A 26,184-nucleotide genomic window follows, 5' to 3' on the forward strand; every position below is an offset into this window, starting at 1 on the left:
GGTCAGTAGGACTTCTCCTGACCCAGCACGTGCTGGGCGACGAAGTTGAGGATCATCTCCCGGCTGACCGGGGCGATCCGGCCGGCCCGGACCGCGCCGAGCAGCGTCGCCACGCCGTACTCGGTGGTCATGCCGGCCCCGCCGAGGGCCTGCACGGCGGTGTCCACGGCCAGCGCGGCGGCCTCCCCGGCGGCGTACTTGGCCATGTTGCCGGAGACCCCGGCCTCCAGGTCGCGGCCCGCGTCGTACAGGGTGGCCGCCTTTCCGATCATGAGGCGGGCCAGCTCCACCTGCACCGCCGCGTGCGCCAGCGGGTGGGACACGCCCTGGTGTGCGCCGATGGTCCGGCCGCCCCAGACCTTGCGGGTGGCGGTGTACTCACTCGCCCGCTCGATGGCGTACCGACCGGTGCCGACGCCCATCGCGGCGACCGTGATCCGCTCCGGGTTCAGCCCGGCGAACAGCGCCGGCAGGCCGGCGTCCAACGACCCGCCGACAAGCGCGTCGGCGGGCAGTCGGACGTCGTCCAGGTAGAGCAGGAACTGGTTCTCCGGGGAGACGATCTCCATGTCCAGCCGGGACCGGGTCAGCCCGGCCGCGTCGGTCGGCACCACGAACAGCGCCGGCTTGAGCTTCCCGGTGGTCGCGTCCTCGGTCCGGGCCACCACCAGCACGTACTGCGCCTCGTCCACGCCGGAGATGTAGCACTTGCGGCCGGAGAGCAGCCAGTCGTCGCCGTCGCGGCGGGCCACCGTGCCGAGCCGGTGGAAGTTCGACCCGGCCTCCGGCTCGGTGATCGCGAAGACCACCTTCAGCGAGCCGTCGGCGAAGCCGGGCAGGAAGCGCTTGCGCTGCTCCTCGGTGCCGTGCCGGTTGATCACCGTGACGGCGATGGCCGGCGAGACCACCAGCAGCAGCAGCGGGCAGCCGGCGGCGGCCAACTCCTCGCAGACGATGGCCAGCTCGGTGAGGCCGCCACCGCCGCCGCCGTACTCGGTGGGGACGTTGACGCCCAGGTAGCCGAGCCGACCGGCCTCGTCCCACAGCTCGGTGGTGTGCCCGCCCGACCTCGCCTTCTCGACGAAGTAGGCGTGGCCGTACCGGCGGCCCAGCGCGCGGACGGCGTCGCGGAGCTGGTCCTGCTCGGGGGTGAGGTCGAAGTTCATCGGGGTGCCTCCTCGGGGTCGACCACGGCCAGCACCGCACCCGTCTCGACCTGCCCACCGGCGGACACCGGCAGGTCGGCGACCACGCCATCGGTCGGGGCGAGCACGGGATGTTCCAGCTTCATCGCCTCCAGGGTCAGCAGCAGGTCCCCGGCGGCGACCCGCTGACCTGGTTCGACGTGCACCCGGGTCACCGTGCCGGGCAACGGCGCGAGCAGCGACCCGGCGGCCGGCGCCACCCGGGGCAGCGGGAAACGGGGCAGCTCGGTCAGCTCCGCCGCCCCGTCCGGGCCGTCCACGAAGACCACCGACCCCGCCCGGTGTACGCGGAACACCCGCCGCACCCCCGCCACGTCGAGCAGCACCCGGTCCGCCGCCGCCGTCACCAGCGTGACCACCGGCCCGGGCTCGGCGGCCGTCTGGGCGGCCGTCGTGGGACCGGTGGTGTCCGTGCCGGCGGTGGTCGTGCCAGGTGCGGCGACGGTCGTGCTGGTGGGTGAGGCTGGCGGATCGGTGGACCAGTCGGCGAGACCGCCGGACCGGTCCAGCCGGTAGCGCACCTCGATCTCGTCGCCGGTGCGGCAGGCGTACCGGGCGAACTGGGGAAAGGCCGGCACGTTGCGCCAGCCCGACGGGAGGCCGGCGAGCACCGGGGCGTCGGCACGCCGCGCGGCGGCGCAGGCGAGCGCGGCGGCCAGCGCCGCGATCGGGAGCTGGTCGGGCGGCAGCAGTGGTGCGAAGACCTCGTCGTGTGCGTCCAGGAAACCGGTGTCCACCTGCGCCGATCCGAACTCGCGGCTGCGCAGCACGCGGACCAGCAGGTCCCGGTTGGTGGCCACCCCGTGCAACTCGGCGCGGGCCAGCGCCCCGGCGAGCACCCGGGCCGCCCCGGCCCGGGTCGGTGCCCAGGCGACCAGCTTGGCGAGCATCGAGTCGTAGTGCACGCCCACCGCCGAACCGGTGCGTACCCCCGAGTCGAGCCGCACGCCCCGGGTCGGGGCGAACTCGCCGACCACCCCGGGGACCGCGAACCGGTGCAGGGTGCCGGTGGCCGGGCGGAACCCCTGCGTCGGGTCCTCCGCACAGAGCCGTACCTCGATGGCGTGGCCGTCAACCGACGGGGTCTCCGGCACCGGCAGCGCACCGCCCTCGGCGACGAGCAGTTGCAGCCGGACCAGGTCCAGCCCGGTGACCGCCTCGGTGACCGGATGCTCCACCTGGAGCCGGGTGTTCATCTCCAGGAAGAAGAACTCACCCGTCGGGGCGAGCAGGAACTCCACCGTCCCCGCCCCGACGTAGTCGACCGCCCGCCCGGCCGCGACCGCCGCCGCGTGCAGCCGCTCCCGGACCCCGTCGGGCAGCACCGCCGGGGCCTCCTCGACGATCTTCTGGTGCCGGCGCTGGATCGAGCAGTCCCGCTCACCGAGGGCCACCACCGTACCGGCGGTGTCGCCGAAGATCTGCACCTCGACGTGCCGGCCGCGTTCGACGTACCGCTCGACGAAGACAGTGCCGTCGCCGAACGCGGCGGCGGCCTCGCGGCGCGCGGAGTCGACGGCCGCCGGCAGGTCGGCGGGGTCGCGGACGACGCGCATCCCCCGGCCGCCGCCCCCGGCGGACGCCTTGACCAGCACCGGGAAGTCGGTGATCGCGTCGCCGTCGGTCCAGGTCGGCAGCATCGGCACGCCCGCACCGGCGAGCAGCGCCTTCGCCGCGATCTTGTCACCCATCGCCGCGATCGCCCCGGCCGGCGGGCCGACCCAGGTCAGGCCGGCGTCGGTCACCGCCGCCGCGAACCCGGCGTGCTCGGCGAGGAAGCCGTAACCCGGGTGTACCGCGTCCGCACCGGTGCGCCGGGCCGCGTCCACGATCAGGTCGATCCGCAGGTACGTCTCGACTGGCGTGTTCCCCGGCAGTCGGACCGCCTCGTCGGCCTCGGCGACGTACGGCGCGTCGGCGTCGGCGTCGGAGTGCACGGCGACCGTCGCCACGCCGAGCGCCCGGCAGGTGGCGAAGACCCGCCGGGCGATCTCCCCCCGATTGGCCACCAACAGCTTCCCGATCACCCTCACGGGATCCGCCTTTCGTTCGCGGCTGCGGGACTCCGCTGCGCTGCGTTCCTCGCGCTCACGGTGCCTGCCTTTCGTTCGCGGCTGCGGGACTCCGCTGCGCTGCGTTCCTCGCGCTCACGGTGCCTGCCTTTCGTTCGCGGCTGCGGGACTCCGCTGCGCTGCGTTCCTCGCGCTCACGGCACTACAGCCGGAAGACGCCGAAGGTGTCGGCGCCCTTCACCGGTGCGTTGTGGATCGCCGACAGGCAGAGCCCCAGGACGGTACGGGTGTCCCGGGGGTCGATCACCCCGTCGTCGTAGAGCCGGCCGGACAGGAACAGCGCCCCGGACTGCGACTCGATCTGCTGCTCGACCATCATCCGCATCGCCGCGTCGGAGTCCTCGTCGTAGTCCCGGCCCCGGGCGGCGGCGGCCTGCCGGGCGACGATCGACAGCACCCCGGCCAACTGCGCCGGTCCCATCACCGCCGACTTCGCGTTCGGCCAGGTGAACAGGAACCTCGGCTCGTACGCCCGGCCGCACATCCCGTAGTTGCCGGCACCGTAGGAGGCGCCCAGGTTGACAGTCAGGTGCGGCACCGTCGAGTTCGAGACCGCGTTGACCATCAGTGCGCCGTGCTTGATGATGCCGCGCTGCTCGTACTCGGTGCCGACCATGTAGCCGGTGGTGTTCTGGAGGAAGACCAGCGGGGTGTCGGTGGCGTTGGCGAGCTGGATGAACTGGGCCGCCTTCTGCGCCTCCGCGCTGAACAGCACCCCCCGGGCGTTCGCCAGCACGCCGACCGGGTAGCCGTGCAGCTCGCCCCAGCCGGTCACCAGGGCGGTGCCGTACGCCGGCTTGAACTCGTCGAACTCGCTGCCGTCGAGCACCCGGGCCAGCACCTCCCGTGGGTCGAACGGCACCTTCAGGTCGGCGCTGGCGATGCCGAGCAGCTCCTCCGGGTCGTATCTCGGTGGTCGGGGGGCCGGGTCGCGCGGCGGCGGACCCTGCTTGCGCCAGTTGCACCGGCGGATGCACCGGCGGGCCAGCCGGATACCGTCCCGTTCGTCCTCGGCGAGGTGGTCGGCGAGACCGGACGTGCCGGCGTGCATCGCCGCGCCGCCCAGCGACTCGTCGTCGGTGATCTCGCCGGTGGCCATCTTCACCAGCGGCGGCCCGGCCAGGTAGACCTGGGACCGGTCCCGGATCATGATCACGTGGTCGGACATCCCCGGCACGTACGCCCCACCGGCGGTGGCGTTGCCGAAGACCACGCTGACCGTGGGGATCTTCGCGGCGGAGAGCCGGGTCAGGTCGCGGAACACCCGGCCGCCCGGGATGAAGATCTCCGCCTGGGTGGGCAGGTCCGCCCCGGCGCTCTCCACCAGGTTGACCATCGGCAGCCGGTTCGCCAGGGCGATCTCGCCGGCCCGCCGGGTCTTCGCCAGCGACCACGGGTTGACCGCGCCGCCGCGTACCGTCGGGTCGTTGGCGACGATCAGGCACTCCACGCCCTCGACCACGCCGATGCCGGTGACCACGCTCGCCCCGACCGGGAAGTCGGTGCCGTACCCGGCGACCGGCGACAACTCCAGGAACGGGCTGTCCCGGTCGAGCAGCAACTCGATCCGCTCCCGGGGCAGCAGCTTGCCGCGCCCGTGGTGCCGGGCCACGTACTTCTCGCCACCGCCGGCCCGCGCCTGGTCGAGGGCGGCGTCCAACTCGGCCAGCCGCTCCCGCAACGCGTCCCGGTTGGCCACGAACGCCGGCGCGGCCGGGTCGATCGCACTCTCCAGTGTGGTCACAGGTTCCCGTCTTTCGTTCGCGACTGCGGGGCTCGCAGGACCGGCTGACTCCTCGCGCTCACAGGTTCGTCTTTCGTTCGCGACTGCGGGGCTCGCAAGACCGGCTCACTCCTCGCGCTCACAGGTTCGTCTTCGTTCGCGACTGCGGGGCTCGCAAGACCGGCTCACTCCTCGCGCTCACAGGCCCAGGCCTTTCGCGATGATCTCGTTCATGATCTCGGTGGTGCCGCCGCCGATGCCGAGGATGCGGGCGTCCCGGTAGTGCCGCTCGACCTCGGCGTCGCGCAGGTAGCCGAACCCGCCGTGCAGTTGCAGCGCGGCGTCGACCACCTGGTCGCAGGCGGCCACCGCGACGTTCTTCGCCATCGCCACCTCGGTCACCACCGGCTCGCCCGCCGCCACCCGGGCGGCCACCTGGTGCACGTACGCGCGGGCCGCCTCGGTACGGGTGTGCATCTCGGCCAGCCGGTGCCGGACCAGTTGCCGGCTGGCCAGTGGACGACCGAAGGTGGACCGGTCCCGGCACCAGCGGGTCGCCAGCTCCACGCAGCGCTGCGCGGTCGCGTACGCCTGGGTGGCCAGGGACAGGCGCTCGGTGGCGAAGTTCTGCATGATCGCCAGGAAGCCGGTGTCCTCCTCGCCGATCCGGTTGGCCACCGGGACCCGGACGTCGACGAAGGACAGCTCGGCGGTGTCCGAGCAGTGCCAGCCGAGCTTCTTCAGCTTCCGGCCGACGGTGAACCCGGGCGTGCCCCTGTCGATCACCAGCAGGTGCAGCGACCCGCTGCCGGGGAAGTCGCCGCAGACCGCCGTGGTGACGAAGTCGGCGCGTACCCCGCTCGTGACGTACGACTTCGACCCGTTCACCAGGTAGTGGTCGCCGTCGCGGCGGGCGGTGGTGCGGATCGAGGCGACGTCGGAGCCGCCGTCCGGTTCGGTGATCGCCAGCGCGCCGATCAGCTCACCCGCCAGCGTCGGCCGGACGTACCGGGTGACCAGGGGATCGTCGGCGGCGGACCGGCGGGTGGGGAGTCGACCACCGAGCGTGCCGCCGGTGCGCGCTCCGGCCGCCGCGACGATGTGCGGCAGCGCGATGCCATGGGTGAAGAGGGCGGCGACCAGCCCGGAGGAGCCACCGGAGCGGATGATCTCCTCGGTGACCACTATCGAGTCGAGCAGGTCACCGCCGCTGCCGCCGACCGACTCGGGGAAGCCGATGCCGAGCAGGCCGATCTTCGCGGCGGTGGCGTGCAGCGTGCGGGGGACCTCGCCGGCCCGCTCCCAGTCGTCGAGGTGCGGCAGCACCTCCCGGGTCACGAAGGCCCGGGTCAACTCCCGCAACTGCCGCCGCTCCGGCGTGTCCACGATCGTCATCCGTCCCCCTCCCCGGCTGCCGCTCCCGGCCCGGCTGCCGCTCCCGGCCGGTCTGCGGCGGGCGGGCCGGGAGTGAGGGCGGCGGGCAGGTCGACGATGCGCGAGCGGAGCAGCTCACCGAGCGCCTTGGCCTGCGGGTCGAACCGGGTGGAGGCGGCCACCCCCGGCCCGAGCAGGCCCCGGATCACGAAGTTGACCGCCCGCAGGTGCGGCAGCTCGTACCGTTCGACGGTCAACGCGGCGGTCTCCGGCAGCAGCTCGGCCAGCCGCGCGACGGTCAGCCATTCCCGCAGCCAGCCCCAGGTCGCGTCGGTGCGCGCCCAGACGCCGAGGTTGGCGTCGCCACCCTTGTCACCCGACCGGGCCCCGACCAGCTCACCCAACGGCCCCCGCCGGGTCGGCCCGGTCGCCGGTGCCGGGTCCACCGGTGCGGCGGGCCCCGCCGGAGCGGGCACCGGCCGGGTCTCGGCCTGTGGCGTGGCGTCCGGCGTGGTCTGTGGTGCGGTCTGCGGCGGCGGGGGGATCGGCAGCCGGGTGCCGTCCGGTAGCACGGCGACGTGGGGCACGTCGACCTGCGGCACGGCGTCGGCGGTGAAGACCCCGTACGGGGTGGCGTCGCCGGGCAGGGTGGTCAGCGTGCATCCCGGGTAGGAGGCGAGGGCCAGCTCCACCGCCGCCGCCGAGAAGGCCCGCCCGGCCCGCACCCGGTCACCGTCACGCAGGTGTACGTGCAGCAGCGCGCTCGCCGTCTCGGTGTCGACCGCGTCGACGTGGTCGGTACGGGCCAGCGTGAACTCCAGCCCGTCCGCGCCGACCGCCGCCTCGACCTGCCCCCGGACCAGGGCTGCCTTGGCGGGGATGTCCAGCCCGCAGAGCACGAACGTCATCGCGTTGCGGAAGCCGCCCAGGTTGTTGACGCCCACCTTGAGGGTGGCCGGCGGTGGGGTGCCCCGGACCCCGCCCACCCGCACCCGGTCCGGCCCGTCCTGGTGCAGCCGTACCGTGTCCAGTCGGGTCACCACGTCCGGGCCGAGGTAGTCGGGGCCGCCCACCTCGTACAACAGTTGGGCGGTGACGGTCTCGACGGTGACCGCGCCGCCGGTGCCGGGGTGCTTGGTGAGCACCGACGAGCCGTCCGGGTGGATCTCGGCGATCGGGAAGCCGGGTCGGCGTCCACCGTCGGGCAGTTCGGTGAAGAAGCTGAAGTTGCCGCCGGTGACCTGGGCCCCGCACTCGATCAGGTGCCCGGCGACTGTGGCGCCGGCCAGCGCGTCCAGGTCGTCGGGTCGCCAGCCGAACCGGGCGATGGCCGGCCCGACCGTCAGCGAGGCGTCGGTGACCCGCCCGGTGACCACCACGTCCGCCCCGGCGTCCAGGCAGGCGGCGATGCCGAACGCGCCGAGGTAGGCGTTGGCGGTGAGCGCGTCCGGTCGGGGCAGTGCGTCGCCCTCGACGTGGCCGACCCGGACGGCGAGGCCGAGCCGGTCGGCGAGCGCGCCGATCGCGGCGGCCAACCCGGCCGGGTGCAACCCGCCCGCGTTGGTGACGATCCGTACGCCCCGGTCCAGGGCGGTGCCGAGACAGCCTTCGAGCTGGCGCAGGAAGGTCTTCGCATAGCCGAGGTCCGGGTCGCGCAGCCGGTCCCGACCGAGGATCAGCATGGTCAGCTCGGCCAGGTAGTCGCCGGTCAGCACGTCCAGCTCACCGTCGTCGAGCATCTCCCGCCAGGCGGTGGACCGGTCACCGTAGAAGCCGGAGGCGTTGCCCACCCGGAGCACGCCGCTCACGCCGTCGCCCCGGTGCGCTCGTCCCGGCCGTCCGGGGCCGCCGCGTCGCCGGCCCCGGACGCGCTGTCGCGCACCGTCGGTCGGCCGGCTTCCGGCGTGGCCCGTTCGCGGTCGGTGGTGCGTGGGTCGCGCCCGGCGCCCGGTGGGCCGGCGAAGGCCTGGGCCACGTCGAGCCAGGCGTCGGCGGTCGGGCCGGTGGCGGCCAGGGCGGTGTCGGCGCGGTGTCGGCGCTGGGTGACCAGCAGGCAGAAGTCGAGCGCCGGGCCGACGACCCGGTCCGCCGCGTCGGCCGGCCCGAAGGTCCAGCGTGACCCGTCCGGCGCGGCGAGTTCGACCCGCACCGGCACCGTCGGCACCGACCGGCCGTGGGCGGCGAAACCATGCCCGAGGGTACGGAATCCGAGGTACGCGACGTGCCGCAACCGCGCCGTCGGGGTGCGGGTCACGCCGAGCGCCTCGGCGACGTCCTCGCCGTGTGCCCAGGTTTCCATGAGCCGGGCGGTGACCATCGAGGCGGCCGACATCCGGGTGCCGTACCAGGGCAGTTTCTCCCCGGCCGGCACGGCGGCCAGGGCGGCGGTGAGACCGGCCCGGCCGGTGCGCCAACGGGTGAGCAGGGTGGCCGGCGGTGCCAGGAACTCCGCCGCCCCGTCCTCGACCAGCCGGCTCGGGTCGGCGGCCGAGGTGACCGAGGCGTGGAAGGCCGTCGGATCGGTGGCTGCCAACCGGGCGACGTGGTCGGTCCAGGCCAGGTGGGCGATCTGGTGGGCGACCGTCCAGCGGGGCGCGGGTGTGGGCCGCTTCCACGCCTCGTTGGGCAGCGCGGCGACGAGCGCGTCGAGCTGGTCGGACTCCTCGGCCAGGTCGGCGAGCAGTGCGGTCGGGTCGACCATGGTGCCTCCCGGGCGGGTGGGTCGATGAGCGCGGGTCAGGGCCGGTCGGGCCGGTGGGGTCGGGTCGGTCAGGGTTGGTCGAGGGGCGGGTGTGGTCCGGGGGTGAGCAGGGTGGCGAGCTGGCGTTTCCAGGTGTGCAACAGGGCGGTGCGGCGGGCCGAGTCGTCGTGGAGCAGGTTGGCCACGCCGAGCCCGCGGAGCAGGTCGAGGGTGGCCTGCACCGCCTCGCGGACCCCGGGGCGGCGCTCGTCCACGTCGAGCAGCGCGACGGTGAGCCGGTGCATCTCCCGACCCACCCTTGCCTCCAGTGGTACCAACGCGCCGCGTAGCTCCGGGTCGGTGCGGGCGGCCACCCACAGCTCCAGCGCGGCGACGAAGAGCGGCCCGGTGAAGGCGACGCCGAGCAGGTCGATCACCCGGTCGAGTCGCTGCGGGCCGACCGGCAGCGCCTCGGCCTCGACGCGCAGCTCTTCGGCGCGTCGCTCGGCGAGGTGGGCGACGGCGGCGGTGACCAGGGCCGCCTTGGTGGGGTAGTGGTGCAGCTGGGCGCCACGGGAGACCCCGGCGTGGCTGGCGACCACCGTGGTGGTGGTGCCCGACCAGCCGTACCGGACCAGGCAGTCGACAGTCGCTTCGAGCAGCCGGGCCCGGGTGGCGCGGCTGCGCTCCTGTTGGGGGACGCGGGTCGATGCGGCGGACACGGGGACAGCGTGCCGCCGCCGAAACAAACAGTCAAGCTTGACTTTTTCTGTGGCATCGGCTGATCGTTCCGGTCGGGCCCCAGGGGAGTGCGGCAGGGATCGGGGAGAGTTGTCGCCGCTCCCGCTCCCCGCACCCGCGATCGGGCCGAGGCGACCGAGCGGGTCACCGGGGAGAACCGCGGGCCGCCAGCCGGCACCGCCCCTGCCGGAACCGGGCCGGGACCGGTCGCGAACGAGCCAGGGCCGCCGGTCGGGGCGGCCCTGGCTCGGTGTGTACGTGGTGCCGGGTCAGACCCGCGCGCGGCGGGCGAGACGCTCCGGGTCGAGGATGATGATGCTCTTGCCGTCCAGTCGCAGCCAGCCACGGGAGGCGAAGTCGGCGAGCGCCTTGTTGACCGTCTCCCGGGAGGCGCCGACGAGCTGGGCGATCTCCTCCTGGGTCAGGTCGTGGGTCACCCGCAGCACGCCGCCGTCGCGGGTGCCGAACCGGCCGGCCATCTGGAGCAGGTTCTTGGCGACCCGGCCCGGCACGTCGGTGAAGATCAGGTCGGCCAGCGAGTCGTTCGTCCGGCGCAGCCTACGGGCGAGCACCCGCAGCAACTGCTCGGCGATCTCGGGCCGGTTGTTCAGCCAGGGGCGCAGGGCCTGCTTGCGCAGCCGTACCAGCCGGGTGTCGGTGACCGCCGTGGCCGTGGCCGTACGCGGGCCGGGGTCGAAGAGCGAGAGCTCACCGACCATGTCCGACGGGCCCATCACGGCGATCAGGTTCTGCCGGCCGTCGGCTGCCCGACGCCCCACCTTGATCTTGCCGGACAGGAGGATGTAGAGACTGTCGCCGGGCTCGCCCTCGTTGAAGACGATCTCGCCTTTGCGGACGTCGATCGTCTCCATCTCTTTGGCGAGCGCCTCGGCAGCCTCCGGGTCGACACCCTGGAAGATCCCGCTGCGAGCCAGTACCTCGTCCATCGCGCACCTCCGGTTGCGCGCTGCCGTCCCTCGGCCGGGTCCGCCGTCCGCTGATCCCTCGCGCGCCGCCAAGTCTAGGCGCATGTGAGGACGAATCAGAGCTGCACCCCTGGAAACTTGATCGTTGGGCGTAACCTCGCCGACCCGATCGGCCCTTATGATCATCCGCCCGAACCACCTGGTCACCGGCGGTGGCCGCCGCTGGTCGTAGGGTGTCCGGGTGCTGAGCGACCCCGTGCTGACCCACCGCCCCGAGGACGGATGGGATATTCCGCTACTCGTGTGGCGGGCCCGCCGGCCCCTGCGGGCGGTCAGCTCCGGCCCGCTCGGTGGCGGTGTCGGCGTACGCAACTGGGTGGTCAACGCGACAGTGCCGATGTCGTACCGCCGGGACGACCCGGCGACCCACCTGGCCGCGCTCGCCGACCGGCTCGGCCTCGACGGGCCCGGGATCGGCCTGCTCACCGGCGTGGACGTCGCCGAGGTGGTGACCCGGACCGACACCGGCGTACGGGCCTGGGCCACCGTCGGCCTCGGCACCCCCCTCTGGGCCGCCGTCCCGGCGGAGGCCGTGGTGCCGGCTCCTGCCGGGGTGTCGGGTACCGCGCCGGTGCAGCGGGTCGGGACGGTCAACATCGTCGTCTACGTGCCGGCGGCGCTCGGGGACGCCGCGCTGGTGAACGCCGTCGCCACCGCGACCGAGGCGAAGTGCCAGGCGATCGGGGAACTGGGCCTGCCGGGCACCGGTACCCCCACCGACTCGGTCACCGTGCTCTGCCCCGCCGGTGGGCCCGCCCTCCCGACCGAGCCGTACGGGGGACCCCGGTCGACCTGGGGCGCCCCGCTCGCCCGGGCCGTCCACGCGGCCGTCCGGGCCGGCGGGTCGGTCTCCTGCGTCCCGTGGTCGGAGCGGCGGACGGGCTGAACTTCCGTCCGATCGGCCGTCGTGGGTCGATTACCCACCCGGTAGCGTCGCGGGCGATGTACTCTGCCGCCTTCTCGAAGCCCCGTCCCCGCCGCCGCGCCGTGCTCGCCTCCGGCGCGCTGCTCGCCGTGCTCCTCGCAGGCTGTTCCCAGCCCGACGACTCCCCGGAGCCGGTCTGGCGTCCGGGCGGCGGTGGTGGTGCCAGCGGTTCCCCGGTGCCGAGCGGCGCAGCGGCCGACAAGGGCGCGGCGGTCACCCTCTCGGCCACCGGCGACATCGTGATGGGGATGGCCCCGTCCCGGTTGCCCGCCAACGGCGGCAAGGGCTTCTTCGACGAGGTCGAGGGAGCACTCAAGGCCGACCTGGTGATGGGCAACCTGGAGGAGCCGCTCACCACCGACACCGGCACCGGCAAGTGCGGCGCCGACTCCAGCAACTGCTACCAGTTCCGGGTTCCGCCGGAGTACGCCGGCCACCTCAAGGACGCCGGTTTCCAGCTGCTCAACCAGGCCAACAACCACGGTTACGACTTCGGGCCGCAGGGCTACGAGAACACCCGGCAGGCGCTGGAGAAGCACGGCCTGAAGCACACCGGTGCGCCGGACCAGATCACCGTGGTCGAGGTCGGCGGGGTGAAGGTCGCGGTGGCCGGCTTCTCGTCGTACCCCTGGTCGAACAGCCTGGTCGACATCGACGCCGCCAAGGGAGTGGTCGAGAAGGCCGCCACCATGGCCGACCTGGTCGTGGTGCAGGTGCACATGGGCGGCGAGGGGTCGGACAAGACCCGGGTCCGCCCCGGCACCGAGATGTTCCTCGGCGAGAACCGGGGCGACCCGGTGAAGTTCTCCCACGCCATGATCGACGCCGGGGCCGACCTGATCGTCGGACACGGCCCGCACGTGCTGCGCGGGATGGAGTTCTACCAGGGCCGGCTGATCGCGTACAGCCTGGGTAACTTCGCCGGGGGTGCCCGGTCGCTCAACCCGACCGGCCGGCTCGGCTGGGGCGGGGTGCTGAAGGTCTCCCTCAAGCCGGACGGCAGCTTCGCGGGCGGCTCGTTCACCTCCACCCGGATGAGTTCGGTGGGCAAGCCGACGATGGATTCGGCCGACCAGGGGCTCGGCCTGGTCAAGCAGCTCAGTGGCAACGACTTCCCGCGTACCGGGGCGCGGTTCGACGGCAAGGGGAAGATCAGCCCGCCCGAGGCCGGCTGACCGCCCGTCGCCGTACCCGGCTGGCGTGGGCGCGACGGGGCCGGCTGGCGTGGGCGCGACGGGCCGGCGGGGTGGCGACGTAGGCTGGCCGGCGTGACCATCAGCTCTCCCGGCCGGGTCGAGACGGACCTCGGCCGTACCCGGCGTGCCCGGCGGATCGGTCGGGCGTTGACCGAGGCGCACCCCGACGCCCACTGCGAACTCGACCACTCCAATGCGCTGGAGTTGGCCGTCGCCACGATCCTCTCCGCGCAGTGCACCGACAAGAAGGTCAACGAGGTCACCCCGAAGCTCTTCACCAGGTACCCGACGGCGGCCGACTACGCCGGGGCGGACCGGGCCGAGTTGGAGGAGCTGATCCGGCCGACCGGCTTCTACCGCAACAAGACCGACTCGCTGATCAAGCTGGGTCAGGCGCTGATCGAGCGCTACGACGGCCGGGTTCCCGGTCGGCTGGCCGACCTGGTGACGCTGCCCGGGATCGGTCGCAAGACGGCGAACGTCATCCTGGGCAACGCCTTCGACGTCCCGGGGATCACCGTCGACACCCACTTCCAACGGCTGGTGCAGCGCTGGGGGCTGACCATCCAGACCGATCCGGTCAAGATCGAACACGAGATCGGGGCGATCTTCCCGAAGCGGGAGTGGACCATGCTCTCCCACCGGATCATCTTCCACGGGCGGCGGGTCTGCCACGCCCGCAAGCCCGCCTGCGGGGCGTGCACCCTGACCCGGCTCTGCCCGTCGTACGGGCTCGGGCCGACCGAACCGGCCGCCGCCGCGAAGCTGCTCAAGGGCCCCCGTGCCCGGGAGCTCGCGGTCGCCGCCGGGGTCGACCCGGAGCTGGTGCCCGCGCAGGCCGTGGTCGCGGAGGCACCGTGAAGCGTCGGCTCGCCGCGCTGGTCGTCCCGGTGCTGCTGGCGCTCGCCGGCTGCACCGCCACCGCCGGGCGGCAGGACTCCGCCACCGGCCCCGACCAGGGACGGCCCGCCCGCCCGTCACCGTTCGCCGACTGCGCCACCCTGACCGGCCGGCCGTCCACCACCCCCACGGGCACCACCACCCCCGCGCCGACCGGGTCCGTCGCCCCGTCCGACCCGGCCGCGCCGACCGGGTCCGTCGGGGCCGGCGACGGCGGCGGTACGGTCGGCAGCCCGGCCCCGGCCGGCGGTGGCGGAGGTCTGCTGCCCGAACTGGTGCTCTCCTGCTTCACCGGCGGCGCTCCGGTGGCGCTGCGCGACATCCACGGTCCGGCCGTGATCAACGTGTGGGCCTCCTGGTGCCCGCCCTGCCGCAAGGAGCTGCCGGCCTTCCAACGGCTCAGCGTCCGCGCCGCCGGCCAGCTCCAGGTGATCGGGGTGAACAGCCGGGACAGCCGGGACGGCGCGCAGGCCATCGGTGAGGACTTCGGTATCCGTTTCCCGGTGCTCTTCGACCAGGGCGAGGCCCTGCAACGGGAGCTGCGCCGCACGGCCGTCCCGCTGACCCTGCTGGTCGACGCGCAGGGGCGGGTCCGGCACATCGACACCTCCGGCGCACTCGACGACGCCCGCCTCGCCGACCTGGTCCGCCGCCACCTCGGCCTGGTGGTGCCCGCGTGACCTCCCGTCCGCCGTCCTGGTTCGATCCACTGCTCGGCCGGCTCGGCACCGCCCGGGCCGAGGACTTCACCCGACTGACCACCCCCGAGGAAGGCGGCCGGGAGAGCGCGGTGCTGGTGCTGCTCGGCGAGGAGCCCGGTGCCGGCCCCGACGTGCTGGTCCTCCAGCGGGCCGCCACGCTGCGCAACCACGCCGGCCAACCGGCCTTCCCCGGCGGCGCGGCCGACCCGGAGGACGCCGACGTGCGGGCCACCGCGCTGCGTGAGGCGAACGAGGAGGTCGACCTCGACCCGGCCAGCGTGACCGTCCTGGCCGAGTTGCCGAAACTCTGGATCCCGGTCAGCGACTTCGTGGTCACCCCGGTGCTGGCCTGGTGGCACAGCCCGCACCCGGTGCACCCCCGGGAGCCGGCCGAGGTGGCGCACGTGGCCCGGCTGCCCGTCGCCGAGCTGGTCGACCCGGCCAACCGGATGCGGGTCCGCCACCCCAGCGGCTGGATCGGCCCGGCGTTCTCCGTCCGGGGAATGCTGGTCTGGGGCTTCACCGCCGGGGTGCTCGCCGCCCTGCTGGAGATGGGTGGTTGGGCCCGGCCGTGGCCCTGGTCGCGGGTGGTCGAGCTGCCACCGACCGGTGCCACCCCGGCTCCCTCGGCGGGCACCGAGGAGGCGGACGAACTGGCCGGTCCGCTGACCTGACCGTCACGTTCCGCATCCGCTGCGCCGAACGGGTGTCCGGTGCACGTACCCTTGACCGGTGTCGGCCGTGGATCTCGTTCTGCTCCTGCTCATGCTCGTGTTCGCGATCAGCGGATACCGCCAGGGCTTCGTCATCGGGGCGCTGTCGTTCTCCGGGTTCTTCCTGGGTGCGCTCATCGGCCTCCAGCTCGGGCCGATGCTGGCCCGCCAGTTCATCGACAGCGGGACCAGGGTGCTGGTCTCCCTGGTCGCCGTCTTCGGGCTCGCCGTGCTCGGTCAGGCGCTGGCCGGCTGGCTCGGCTCCCACCTACGGCGGACGATCACCAACGACGCCGCCAGGCGGGCCGACGACGTCGGGGGCGCGTTCGTCTCGATCCTCGCGGTGATGCTTGTGGCCTGGCTGGTCGCGGTGCCGCTGGGCTCCTCGTCGCTGCCCTGGCTGGCCGCCTCGGTCAAGAACAGCGCGCTGCTGACCGTGGTGGACCGGGTCCTGCCGGACCAGGCCCAGGAGCTGTCCACCGCGCTGCGGGACACCGTCGACACCAACGGCTTCCCCGACGTCTTCAACGGCCTGGGTCGTACCTCGGCGCGACAGGTCGCCCCGCCGGACCCGGCGCTGGCCGGCTCCCAGGTGGTGGCGAACAGCCAGCGGGCGGTGGTGAAGGTGCTGGGTTCCGCACCGAGCTGCTCGCGCCGGATCGAGGGTTCCGGGTTCGTCTACGCCGACGACCGGGTGATGACCAACGCGCATGTGGTGGCCGGCACCCGCTCCGTCGCGGTCGAGCTGCGCGGCGAACGGTTCGACGGTGACGTCGTCGTCTACGACCCGGACCGTGACCTCGCCGTGCTGCACGTGCCGGGACTGCCCGGCCCCTCCCTGCGGTTCGCCGCCGGACAGGCCGGCAGCGGCGCGGACGCGATCGTGCTGGGCTTCCCACTCGACGGCCCGTACGACGCCCGCCCGGCCCGGATCCGGGACGTGGACCGGATCGAGGGCCCGGACATCTACAACGCCAGCAAGGTGAACCGGGAGATCTACACGATCCGGGCGCTGGTCCGCAGCGGCAACTCCGGCGGCCCGCTGGTCTCCTCCAACGGTCTGGTGCTCGGGGTGATCTTCGCGGCGGCGGCGGACGACCCGAACACCGGTTTCGCGGTGACCGCCGAGGAGGCCCGACCGGTGGCGCTGGCCGGCGCGGAGCGTACCCGTGGGGTGGGCACCGGCGACTGCACCTGAGCCCACCGACGCGGCCCGACCGACCGGGGCCGGGGTGCCGTCACGGCAGAGGCGGAGCCCGGTGCCGCCACCGGCGGGGGGAGGGCCGGGTTCAGCCGCCGGCCGGCGCGACGGCCGGTGCGTCTCCGCCGGTCGGGGTGAGGCCGGGCAGCTTGGCCCGGCCCCAGGTCAGTGAGCGGTCGAGCACCGCCCGCGCCATGATCGCCACGCAGGTGCCTCCGTTGACGAACGACGCCACCACGTCGCTCGGGTGGTGCATGCCCCGGTACATCCTGGTCAGTGCCACCCCGATCGGCACCAGCACCAGCAGGGTCCACCAGGTGACCCTGCCGGCGGTGCTCTTCGCCTGCAGGGCCAGCAGCAGTGCGACGCCGACATAGAGGGCGACCGCCGCCGAGGTGTGGCCGGACGGGAAGCTCGACGTCGGTGGGGAGACGTCCATGTGCTCCACCGCCGGCCGACGCCTGTCGATGGCCATCGTGGTGAGCAGGAAGACCAGCGCCTGGGCGGTCACCGCCGCGCACAGGAACAGCGGCTCCCGCCAGCGGTGCAGCACCAGCCGGAGCACCAGCGCCACCAGCACGGTGACCGTGACGATCAACTGGGTGCTGGCCAGCGTACTGAACACCAGCGAGACGTCGTTCCACCCGCCGGTGCGGTCGGCGGCCAGTTCGCGGTTGACCGTGTCCTCCACGGTGAACGGCCAGACGTCGTCGAGCACCCGGGTCACCAGCAGCCCGAGCAGGACCATGAAGGAGAGCAGCAGGGCCACCGGAAGGAGCACCCGCCTGGCGACCTGCACAGCGATGGGGGACATGGGCCGCCATGTACCCCGACCCGCCGCCGGCTACGCGCGTGGCCCCGCCGGGTCGTCCGGCAGTGCGCGCGGCCCCGCCGGGTCGGCCAGCTCCGGTGCCACCCCGTCGACTGTGGCCCGGCCGGTCGGCAACCCGGCCCGGTCCCGCCAGGTGCGGAACGCCGCCGCGGTGGCCGCCACCACCGCCACGCCCAACAGCCAGCCGCCGAGCACGTCGCTGACCCAGTGCACGCCCAGCGCCACCCGGCTCAGCCCGGTCACCCCGACGAGCAGCACGGCGACCGTCCAGAGCAACACCCGGGCCGCCGGACGACCCCGGGTGAACGGCAGGAATACCAGCAGCAGCACCCCCGCCGCGAGGGTCGCGTTCAGCGCGTGCCCGGACGGGAAGGAGAACCCGGTGGCCCGGGCCACCGGGTCGAGCAGTTCCGGCCGGTTCCGGCCGACAAGCAGTTTCAGCAGCGCGCCGAGGGCCCCGCCGACGGCCATCGTGGTGACCACCCAGAGCGCCAGCCGTCGGGCCTGACGCCACCACGACCACACCACCACGACCAGCGCGGCCACCCGCAGCGGACCCGGTGAGAAGACGTGCGTCCACGCCTCCATCGCCCGTACCCACGCCGGATGGTCGGCGGCGAAGCGGTGCAGGGCGTCGGTGACCGTGGCGTCCAGGTCGTGCAGCGGCGACCAGGCCCCGACCACCAGCACCGCCAGCAACGCGAACGGCACCAGCACCAGGAAGGCCGCCGCCGACGCCAGGGTCAACCGCAACCCCAGCGAGTGGTCCCGGTCCAGGCGGCGGTCCCGCCAGGACCGGTCCGACGGGGGTACGGAGGTACGCGGACCGGAGGAACTCATGCGACCTGCTCTACCCACCCGTACCCGGATTCAGGCGCGGCTCAACGACCCCACAACCGGAACCGACGGACCATCAACGCCACCCCGGTGACCAGGGCGGCGAGGATGGCGACACCGGTCCACAGCCGGCGCGGGGCGGTGTCGTCAGCGCCGCCGGCCGGTTGGGCCGTCCACCGGGTGTGCTGTCGCGGCGCGGTGAAACCGAGCGGGTCGCTGCCGGTGCCGCCGGCCCGGGCGTCCTCGGCGGAGCCGGGGGCCGGGCCGAACCCGACCACCCCGGGCGAGTCGTTGTCGTCAAGCGGGTTGCGGTAGATCAGCGGCAGGTCGGCGGTGAGCGCGGCGACCGGGTCGACCCGGCCGTACCCGAACCGGTCGTCGCGGCCGGTGGGGCCGATGTCCTTGGCGGTGCTCAGCAACCGGTTCACCACGTCCCCGGCGGACATGTCGGGGTAGCGGGCGCGGACCAGGGCGGCGGTCGCCGTCACCAGCGGCGCCGCGAAGCTGGTGCCCTGCACGCCCCAGTAGTTGCCCGGCGGACGCGCCCCGACCAGACCGGTCGCCGGGGCGGTCAGGGTGGTGGCGTGACCGGTGATCGAACCGGACCAGAGGTTCTCGCTGTCGCGTTCCAGCCCTGCCACCGCGATCACCCCCGGCTCCCGCGCCGGGTACCAGACCTTCGACGTGGTGGACGTGGCGACGTTGCCGGTGCAGGCCACCACCACCACGTCCCGGGCGAACGCGTAGTCCAACGCGGCGGCGAGGGCCGGGCTGTCGCCACTGCCGCCGAGAGACAGGTTGATCACGCGGGCGCCGTTGTCGACCGCCCAGCGCACCCCCTTGGCGACGATCATCGCGTCGTCGTAGCGGTTCTCGTCGTCGAGCACCCGGACCGGCAGGATCCGGGCGTCCGGCGCGAGCCCGACCACGCCCCGCCGGTCGTCGCCGCGCCCGGCGATCAGACTGGCCACCGTGGTGCCGTGCCCCACCGGATCCGGCTCGTCGCCGCCGGCGGGGGAGACCAGGTCCATCCCGGGCAGCACCTGGCCGACCAGGTCGGGATGGGCACCGTCCACCCCGGAGTCGATCACCGCCACCGTCACGCCGCGTCCGGTCGAGGTACGCCAGGCGGTGGCCGCGTTCAACTCGTCGAGCTGGAACTGGTCGTCGCGGATCCGGTCGGTACGGGCCTCCACCGGCGCGAAGTCCGGCTCGGTCAACGGCGTGCCGGCGCGCGGCCCGGCCACCGTGGCGACCGACGACCCGGTGAGCGCGGTGACCGTAGCGGCCGACGGCGGGATCATGGCGGCGGCCGGGGGCGGGGACACGCCGAACACGGTGACGGTGATCGCCACGACACCGACCAGCGCACGCCCGGCGAACCGGTGCAGCGCCGTCGGGGAGCCCTGCCGAACCCTTGTCACATCGTCAGCCATTCATCGCGCGGGACACCTGCAGCTCGGAGATTACCGGTTCTCCCTGCCGACACGGCACGTTCCGACACACCCGGATCACGGTGGCGGCAGATGCGCCAGCTGCACGAGGCGTACGCCCTCGCGTCGGGTGACCATCCGACCACGCCCCGCCGGCAAGGGCCCCGGCCGGACCGTACCCACCAACTGCCCCTCGTCCGGGCTGCCGCTCATCACCAGCCCGGCGGTGGACAGCTCGCGCAACCGTTGCACGATCGGCTCGTACTGGGACCGGCCGGCGCCACCGCAGCGGCGGGCCAGCACCAGGTGCAGGCCGACGTCGCGGGCCTGGGGCAGGTGCTCCTCCAGCCCGCGCAGCGGGTTCGCCGGACCACTCGCCACCAGGTCGTAGTCGTCGACCAGGATGAACAACTCCGGACCTGACCACCACGAGCGGTCCCGCAACTGCGCCGGCGTGACCTCCGCTCCGGGCAGCCGACCCTGCATGTAGCCGGCGACCGACTCGATCAGCTCCGTGGTGTGCGCCGCCGCCGTGCCGTAGCCGATCAGGTGGTCGGTCTCGACGGTGCCGAGCAGGCTACGCCGGTAGTCGACCAGGATCACCCGGGCCTGCTCCGGGGTGAACCGTTCGATGATCGAGGTGGCCAGCGCCCGGAGGAACGACGACTTGCCGCACTCGGCGTCGCCGAAGACCACGAAGTGCGGCTCGGTGGCGAAGTCGAGCAGCACCGGACGCAGGTCCGCCTCGGCGATCCCGACCGGGAACGCCAGGCCGGTGCCGGCGGTGCGGTCGAGTTCGGCGTACGGCAACACCGGCGGAAGCAACCGGACCCGGGGCGCTGCCGGCCCCGACCAGGCACCCGCGACCGCCTTGACCAGGTCCGCCGTCTCCCCACCGGTGAGCTGCGGCAGGGCGGTGAGGAAGTGCAGGCTCTGCGCGGTGATGCCCCGACCGGCCTGCTCCGGCACCCCGGCCGCCGCGGTCCGCTTCACCACCGAGTCGGACGGGTCACCCAGGCGCAGCTCCAACCGGGAACCGAACAGGTCCCGGATGCCGGGCCGGAAGTCCAGCCAGCGCACCGCGCTCGCCACCACGTGCACCCCGTAGGACAGGCCCCGGGTGGCCAGGTCGGTGATCAGGGGTTCCAGGTCGTCGTACTCGCCGCGCAGGGTGGCCCAGCCGTCGACCACGAGGAACACATCACCGAACGGGTCGACGGTGGGCTGACCGGCGGCGGCGAGCGCCCGACGCCGTTTGCGCCACGCCGCCATCGACTCCACCCCCAGCTCGGTGAAGCGGCGTTCCCGCTCGGTGAGCAGGGCGGCGATCTCCCCGACCGTACGCCGGACCACCGTCGGGTCGGCCCGGCCGACGACCCCGCCGACGTGTGGCAGCTCCCGCAGCGCGGTCAACCCGCCGCCGCCGAAGTCGAGACAGTAGACCTGTGCCTCGGTCGGGGTGTGGGTGAGCGCCAACGCGCAGACCAGGGTCCGCAACGCGTGCGACTTGCCGCTCTGCGGTGCGCCGACCACCGCCACGTGCCCGGCCGCCCCGCCCAGTGCCAGCCACAGCAGGTCACGCCGCTGCTCGTACGGTTTGTCGACGATCGCCACCGGCACCTGGAGACCGCCGTGCAGCTCCGGGCTGGCGAAACTGAGCCCACGCTGCGGGTCGACACCGGGTGGACCGAGCAGCTCGTCCAGGGTGGGTGCCAGGTCCAGCGGTGGCAGCCACACCTGGTGGGCCGGTGGCCCCTGCCCGGCCAGCCGGCCGACAAGCGAGTCGAGCAGGCTCTCGGTCTCCTCCTCGACGACCGGCGGGGCCACCGGGGCGGTCGGCTCCGGCACCGGCACCGGCACGACATGGGTGGAGAAGGCGAGTAACCGGGCCGTGCCGCCCGCCCCGCCGCCGGTCGTCCCGCCCCGGCGACGGACCGGGCCGGAGACGTACGCGGCCCGGAACCGGACCAGCGGGTCGGTGCCGGCGCGCAGGTAACCGTGCCCGGGGGAGCGGGGCAGTTCGTGGGCGTCCGGCACCCCGAGCACCGTCCGGGACTCCAGCGCCGAGAAGGTGCGCAACCCGATCCGGTACGACAGGTGGGTGTCCAACCCGCGCAGCCGCCCCTCCTCCAACCGCTGGCTGGCCAGCAACAGGTGGACGCCGAGCGACCTGCCCAACCGGCCGATCTGCACGAACAGGTCGATGAAGTCGGGCTTGGCCGACAGCAGCTCGGAGAACTCGTCGCAGACCAGCAGCAGCGACGGCAGCGGGGCGAGCGGTGCACCGGCGGCCCTGGCCCGTTCGTAGTCGCGCCGGCCGGCGAAGTTGCCGGCCCGGCGCAGCAGCTCCTGGCGGCGCATCAGCTCGCCGTTGATGGCGTCCACCATCCGGTCGACAAGCGGTAGCGCGTCGACCAGGTTGGTGATCACGGCGGCGGTGTGCGGAAGCCGGTCGAAGGAGGCGAAGGTGGCCCCGCCCTTGAAGTCGACAAGCACGAAGTTGAGCTGCTCCGAACTGTGCGTGGCGGCCAGCGCCAGCACCAGGGTGCGCAGCAGCTCCGACTTGCCCGAACCGGTCGCGCCGATCAGCAGCCCGTGCGGGCCCATCCCGTCCTGCGCCGACTCCTTGAGGTCCAGTTCGACCGCGCCGCCGTCCACGCCGACGCCGATCGGCACCCGCAGCCGGTCCCGGGGTGAGCGGGGCAGCCAGCCCTGGTCGGCGGTGAACCCCTCCGGGTCGCCCAGCCCCAGCAGCTCGGGGAGGCCGAGTTCGGCCCCGGGGGCGGCCTCGGCACCCCGGGTGACGGCGGCGAGCCGCAGCGGGGCGAGTCGTCGGGCGACCGCCTCGGCGTCGGTGACGTCCAGCCCGTCGGCGGTGCCCACCTCGGCGTGCCCCTCGGCCGACCAGGAGTGCAGCCGTCCGGCGCGTACCTCCAGCAGCAGGGCGAACCGGTCCAGCAGGCGCGGCGGCGGGGTGTCCAGGTCGAGCACGGTGACCGCGTCGATGCCGCCGTCACCGGTCAGCTCGGTGGCGTCGGTCAGGTCGCCGCCGTCGAGGAGCACCACCACGTGCGGCCCGTCGGTGGCCGGCCCGGCCGGGCTGAACCGGGAGCGGCTGGCCAGCACCTCGTCGAGGAGCCGCTCCAGTTCGACGGCGGAGCTGGTGACCAACCGGACCGGGCCGAGCGCGTCGACCCGGGTCGGGTGGTGGGCGTGCGGCAGCCACTTCACCCACTCCCAGTGCCGACGCCGTTCTGGGCCGGCACAGACGGCGACGAGCAACTCGTCGGGGGCGTGGAAGACGGCGAGCTGGGTGATCATCGCGCGGGCCAGCGCCTGCGCGTCGGGTGACCCGGTGCCGGGGCCGCCGCCGCCCGCCGTACCGCCGCCCGGCCAGCCGGGGCCGTCGCCGCCCGGCTGGCCGCCCCGGACGAAGACCCGGGCGAAGCTGCGCAGCGACAGCGCCACCGGCAGGTCCGGCACCACCGAGTACGCGTCGAGGAAGCGCCGCAGCGCCCCGGCGGTCATCGGCTCCAACTCCTCAAGCGGCCGGGTGACCGGCGGAACCAGCGGGGTGGCCAGTGTCTGCGGTCCGACGGCGACCCGGACCACGCCGAAGTCCGGGTCACCTGGTCGCCGCTCCCAGACCCGGTGGCTGTCCACCGTCGACCAGAGCCGACCCGGGTCGGGATGCCGGTAGTACAGCCCGGCCCGCTGCTGCCCGGCGGTCTGCCGGACCCGTCGCCGCAGGGCGGTCAGGTGCCGCAGGTACTCCCGACGGGCGGCCATCATCTCCGACTTCTTCGGGGTGCCGGAGGCGCTGCCCCAGGAGGTCATCAGCATCGCCACCGAGGAGAGCCCGAACATCCCGCCCACCACGTACGAGTAGGCGCCACCGCCGCGACCGAACATCATCGCCATCGCCACCGTGCCACCCAGCATCGGCAACACCATCAGCGCCTGCTGCCAGCGCCCACCGGTGACCGGAGGGATCTCCGGCGGGCCCTCCACGGGCAGCTCCCCGGCCGGTATCTCAGGCGCGGGCCGGCGCGGTGGCCGCTTGATGACGACAGTGGACAAAAGGCACCTCCCTGTGGCGCTCGGTAACCCGAACCTGGCTCATCGTAGGTAAAGTGCGCGTCGTCCGTCAGCCACCGCTCCCGATCGAGATGGAGTCCAGTCGATGACCACCGGGCTGGCCAGGGTCACCATCAGCGCCCCCGGGCGACGCGTCGACGTGGCCCTGCCGGAACAGGTTCCGCTTGCCGAACTGCTGCCCGAGGTGCTGCGGCACGCCGGTGAAGGGCTGGCCGACGACGGCGAGCGGCACGGCGGCTGGGTGCTGCGGCGTACCGACGGCGCGGTGCTGGTGACCGGGCAGGCGTTACTGCCGCAGGGGGTGCGCGACGGCGAGGTGCTGCACCTGGTGCCCGCCCACGACCAGTGGCCCGAGCTGGAGTACGACGACGTGGTCGAGGCCATCGCCGACGGCGCCCGTCGCCGGGGAGCCGCCTGGTCGGCGTCGACCACCCGGGCCGCCGCGCTGGCCGGCGCCGGGGCGCCGCTCGCCGTGGGGCTGCTCGCCGTGCTGGCCGCCGGGCCGGGGGAGTCCGCCGGTTGGCCCGCCGCGGGCACGGTGGCGCTGCTGCTCGTCCTCGCCGCCACGGTCGCCTCCCGGGCGTACGGGGACGGGCCGACGGGAGCGACCCTCGGCGGCTACGCCCTGCCGTACGCCGCGGCGGCGGGCGCCCTCGCGATCAGCTCCGGCGACCCGGTGGGAGCGTTCCGGCCACTGCCCTGGCTCGGTGCGCCCGAACTGCTCGCCGGTGCGGTGGCGCTGCTCCTGGTCGCTGTGCTGGGCCTGCTCGGCGTCGCCACCCGGCTACGGGTCTTCGTGGCCGGCGCGACGACCGGTGCGGTGGGCGCGCTCGCCGGCCTGGGCGGGCTGCTGCTCTCCCCGGCCGACGCCGCAGCCGTCCTGCTCTGCGTGCTGGTCTTCGCCCTCGGGGCGCTGCCGCTGCTGGCGATCCGGCTGGGCAAGGTGCCGCTGCCCCCGATCACCCTGCCGGACGGCCCGACGGGTGGCCCGGACGGGGTGCGGGACCTACCGGACCGGGGTCGGGTGTACGCGGCGGTGGCCCGCAGCGAGGAGATGCTGACCGGGATGCTGCTCGGGCACGCCGCGCTGGTCGTCGCCGCGGTGCTGGTGCTGGCGGCCACCGGTGGGGTCGCCGGGCGGGTGCTGGTGGCGGTCGGCGCGGCGGTGCTGCTGCTGCGTTCCCGGTTGTTCGTGGCCGTCCGGCACCGGGTGCCCCCGGTGACTGCCGGGCTGGCCGGGTTCGCGGTGCTCGGCGCGGTGCTCGCCGGCCGGTCCGGGCCCCTCGGGCTGCTGGCGTTGAGCGCGGGCGGACTGCTCGTCGCGCTGCTCGCCGTCGCCGCCGGTACGACGTACGCCCGGCGGCCGGTCTCGCCGTACCTCGGTCGGGTGGCCGACCTGACCGACACCGCGCTGGTGGTGTCGGTGGTGCCGGTGGCCTGCGCGGTGCTGGACCTCTACGACGCCGCCCGGGGCCTGCTGGGCTGACCTCGGCTGCCCGGACCCCCGCTGCCCGGACCCCCGCTCGGGCTGGCCCCGCCGACCTGGCGCGCACCAGGCCGGGTGGGCGACGGCGGAGGCCCGGACCGACGGGTCCGGGCCTCCGACGGAGCTGGTGGGTCAGTGTCCGGTGCCGCCCTGCGCCTCGGCGTCGCGGGCCCGCTGGTACGACGCCCGGACCTCGGCTTCGGCCTCGACCCGGCCGACCCAGGTCGCGCCCTCGACCGACTTGCCCGGTTCGAGGTCCTTGTAGACCTCGAAGAAGTGCTGGATCTCCAGCCGGTCGAACTCGCCCAGGTGGTGGATGTCGCGCAGGTGCTCCTGGCGGGGGTCCTCGTAGGGTACGCAGAGGACCTTGTCGTCGCCGCCCTTCTCGTCGGTCATCCGGAACATGCCGATGGTGCGGCAGCGGATCAGGCAACCCGGGAAGGTCGGCTCGGGGACCAGCACCAACGCGTCCAGCGGGTCACCGTCCTCGCCGAGGGTGCCCTCGATGAAGCCGTAGTCGGCCGGGTACTGGGTCGACGTGAACAGGGTGCGGTCCAGCCGGATCCGGCCGGTCGCGTGGTCCACCTCGTACTTGTTGCGGTGACCCTTCGGGATCTCAACCGTTACGTCGAAATCCATCTCCCACGCTCCCTCGTCTGCCCACGCTGGCTGAACGGAACCACTGACGCCCCCGGTGCGGATGAATGGCCACCCGTCGGCTCCGGACGCCGCATAGTCTTCGGACCGAAGTAGTGTCACCCAGGCGGGTTCGGCGGCGGGAGGAGGGGGTCGTGGGGAGGGAAGATTCACACTACCGCCCGGAGGGGGTTGACGGCCGGGGATCGGGTCGACCCGTGACCGGTGCGGCCACCGGCCGGGTGTCGGTGCCCGACGCGAACGTCCCCCGACGCCCCGAGTCGGCCCCCGAACCGCCGCCGGCTCCCGCAGCGCCGCCGGCCGCCGGTCGGGCCGCCGAGCATCCGCCACCACCGGCCTGGCGTCCGCCGTCGTCGGCCACCGCCGGTCGCGCGGTCGTCGGGTCCGCACCGGTGTCGCCCCCGTTACCGCCATCCGGCTCCGC

At 73.9% G+C, this 26,184-nt stretch carries 19 protein-coding genes and 1 pseudogene; 7 read left to right on the forward strand and 13 right to left on the reverse strand.

The window, feature by feature from the left end:
* Positions 1-2 precede the first annotated feature (2 nt).
* From OHQ87_RS26465 to OHQ87_RS26500, 8 genes and pseudogenes are all read right to left on the reverse strand, one after another.
* Entirely contained in the window at positions 3-1,166 is a 1,164-nt protein-coding gene (locus tag OHQ87_RS26465; protein WP_328342225.1) for an acyl-CoA dehydrogenase family protein, read from the reverse strand.
* Positions 1,163-3,232, reverse strand: a complete 2,070-nt coding sequence (locus tag OHQ87_RS26470; protein WP_328349009.1) for an ATP-binding protein — start codon at positions 3,230-3,232, stop codon at positions 1,163-1,165. The genes OHQ87_RS26465 and OHQ87_RS26470 overlap by 4 nt, the downstream gene beginning before the upstream one ends.
* Before the next feature lie 187 nt (positions 3,233-3,419).
* The gene (locus OHQ87_RS26475) at positions 3,420-5,021 is read right to left on the reverse strand and encodes an acyl-CoA carboxylase subunit beta (RefSeq protein WP_328342227.1); all 1,602 of its coding nucleotides are present in this window, start codon (positions 5,019-5,021) and stop codon (positions 3,420-3,422) included.
* Between the two features lie 177 nt (positions 5,022-5,198).
* Positions 5,199-6,395 carry an acyl-CoA dehydrogenase family protein gene (locus tag OHQ87_RS26480; RefSeq protein WP_328342229.1) on the reverse strand — a complete coding sequence of 399 codons (1,197 nt, stop codon included), beginning with the start codon at positions 6,393-6,395 and terminating at the stop codon, positions 5,199-5,201.
* Entirely contained in the window at positions 6,392-8,182 is a 1,791-nt protein-coding gene (locus tag OHQ87_RS26485) for an acyclic terpene utilization AtuA family protein (RefSeq protein WP_328342231.1), read from the reverse strand. Before OHQ87_RS26485 ends, OHQ87_RS26480 begins: the two co-directional genes overlap by 4 nt.
* 122 nt (positions 8,183-8,304) lie before the next feature.
* Positions 8,305-9,075, reverse strand: a pseudogene (locus tag OHQ87_RS26490) (TIGR03084 family metal-binding protein); the annotation flags it as partial.
* 68 nt (positions 9,076-9,143) lie between these two features.
* Positions 9,144-9,776, reverse strand: a complete 633-nt coding sequence (locus OHQ87_RS26495) for a TetR/AcrR family transcriptional regulator (protein WP_328342235.1) — start codon at positions 9,774-9,776, stop codon at positions 9,144-9,146.
* Between the two features lie 288 nt (positions 9,777-10,064).
* Positions 10,065-10,742, reverse strand: coding sequence for a Crp/Fnr family transcriptional regulator (locus OHQ87_RS26500; RefSeq protein ID WP_067306583.1), 678 nt, complete (start codon positions 10,740-10,742; stop codon positions 10,065-10,067).
* Between the two features lie 220 nt (positions 10,743-10,962).
* Here OHQ87_RS26500 and OHQ87_RS26505 point away from each other — a divergent pair, with 220 nt between their 5' ends.
* The 6 genes from OHQ87_RS26505 to OHQ87_RS26530 all read left to right on the forward strand — a co-directional run bounded on the left by OHQ87_RS26505 (position 10,963) and on the right by OHQ87_RS26530 (position 16,414).
* Entirely contained in the window at positions 10,963-11,667 is a 705-nt protein-coding gene (locus OHQ87_RS26505; protein ID WP_328342240.1) for an adenosylcobinamide amidohydrolase, read from the forward strand.
* Between the two features lie 56 nt (positions 11,668-11,723).
* Positions 11,724-12,881 (forward strand): CapA family protein, encoded by a 1,158-nt coding sequence (locus OHQ87_RS26510; RefSeq protein WP_328342242.1) that lies wholly within the window; start codon positions 11,724-11,726, stop codon positions 12,879-12,881.
* A 93-nt stretch (positions 12,882-12,974) separates the two neighbouring features.
* The gene (gene nth, locus OHQ87_RS26515; protein ID WP_328342244.1) at positions 12,975-13,763 is read left to right on the forward strand and encodes an endonuclease III; all 789 of its coding nucleotides are present in this window, start codon (positions 12,975-12,977) and stop codon (positions 13,761-13,763) included.
* Positions 13,760-14,482: a TlpA family protein disulfide reductase gene (locus tag OHQ87_RS26520; protein WP_328342246.1), complete on the forward strand. Its 723-nt coding sequence runs from the start codon at positions 13,760-13,762 to the stop codon at positions 14,480-14,482. The genes nth and OHQ87_RS26520 overlap by 4 nt, the downstream gene beginning before the upstream one ends.
* On the forward strand, positions 14,479-15,177 hold the full coding sequence (locus tag OHQ87_RS26525) for an NUDIX hydrolase (protein WP_328342248.1): 699 nt from the start codon (positions 14,479-14,481) through the stop codon (positions 15,175-15,177). Before OHQ87_RS26520 ends, OHQ87_RS26525 begins: the two co-directional genes overlap by 4 nt.
* Before the next feature lie 58 nt (positions 15,178-15,235).
* Complete coding sequence (locus OHQ87_RS26530; RefSeq protein ID WP_328342250.1) at positions 15,236-16,414, forward strand: MarP family serine protease; 1,179 nt, start codon at positions 15,236-15,238, stop codon at positions 16,412-16,414.
* Positions 16,415-16,505: 91 nt separating this feature from the next.
* Here OHQ87_RS26530 and OHQ87_RS26535 read toward each other — a convergent pair whose 3' ends face one another.
* From OHQ87_RS26535 to eccCa, 4 genes are all read right to left on the reverse strand, one after another.
* Positions 16,506-17,231 carry a phosphatase PAP2 family protein gene (locus OHQ87_RS26535; protein WP_328342252.1) on the reverse strand — a complete coding sequence of 242 codons (726 nt, stop codon included), beginning with the start codon at positions 17,229-17,231 and terminating at the stop codon, positions 16,506-16,508.
* Positions 17,232-17,261: 30 nt separating this feature from the next.
* A complete protein-coding gene (locus OHQ87_RS26540) occupies positions 17,262-18,089 on the reverse strand; it encodes a phosphatase PAP2 family protein (protein ID WP_328342254.1) in 828 nt (275 codons plus the stop codon).
* 41 nt (positions 18,090-18,130) lie between these two features.
* Positions 18,131-19,522 carry a type VII secretion-associated serine protease mycosin gene (gene mycP / locus OHQ87_RS26545; RefSeq protein WP_328342256.1) on the reverse strand — a complete coding sequence of 464 codons (1,392 nt, stop codon included), beginning with the start codon at positions 19,520-19,522 and terminating at the stop codon, positions 18,131-18,133.
* Positions 19,523-19,597: 75 nt separating this feature from the next.
* Positions 19,598-23,599, reverse strand: a complete 4,002-nt coding sequence (eccCa, locus tag OHQ87_RS26550; protein WP_328342258.1) for a type VII secretion protein EccCa — start codon at positions 23,597-23,599, stop codon at positions 19,598-19,600.
* A gap of 103 nt (positions 23,600-23,702) precedes the next feature.
* Here eccCa and eccD point away from each other — a divergent pair, with 103 nt between their 5' ends.
* Positions 23,703-25,103 (forward strand): type VII secretion integral membrane protein EccD, encoded by a 1,401-nt coding sequence (gene eccD / locus OHQ87_RS26555; RefSeq protein WP_328342260.1) that lies wholly within the window; start codon positions 23,703-23,705, stop codon positions 25,101-25,103.
* Positions 25,104-25,235: 132 nt separating this feature from the next.
* Here eccD and OHQ87_RS26560 read toward each other — a convergent pair whose 3' ends face one another.
* On the reverse strand, positions 25,236-25,742 hold the full coding sequence (locus OHQ87_RS26560) for an inorganic diphosphatase (protein WP_067306541.1): 507 nt from the start codon (positions 25,740-25,742) through the stop codon (positions 25,236-25,238).
* Between the last annotated feature and the right edge of the window lie 442 nt (positions 25,743-26,184).

The sequence above is a fragment of the Micromonospora sp. NBC_00421 genome, from assembly GCF_036017915.1.
In the GTDB taxonomy this organism is placed as follows: domain Bacteria; phylum Actinomycetota; class Actinomycetes; order Mycobacteriales; family Micromonosporaceae; genus Micromonospora.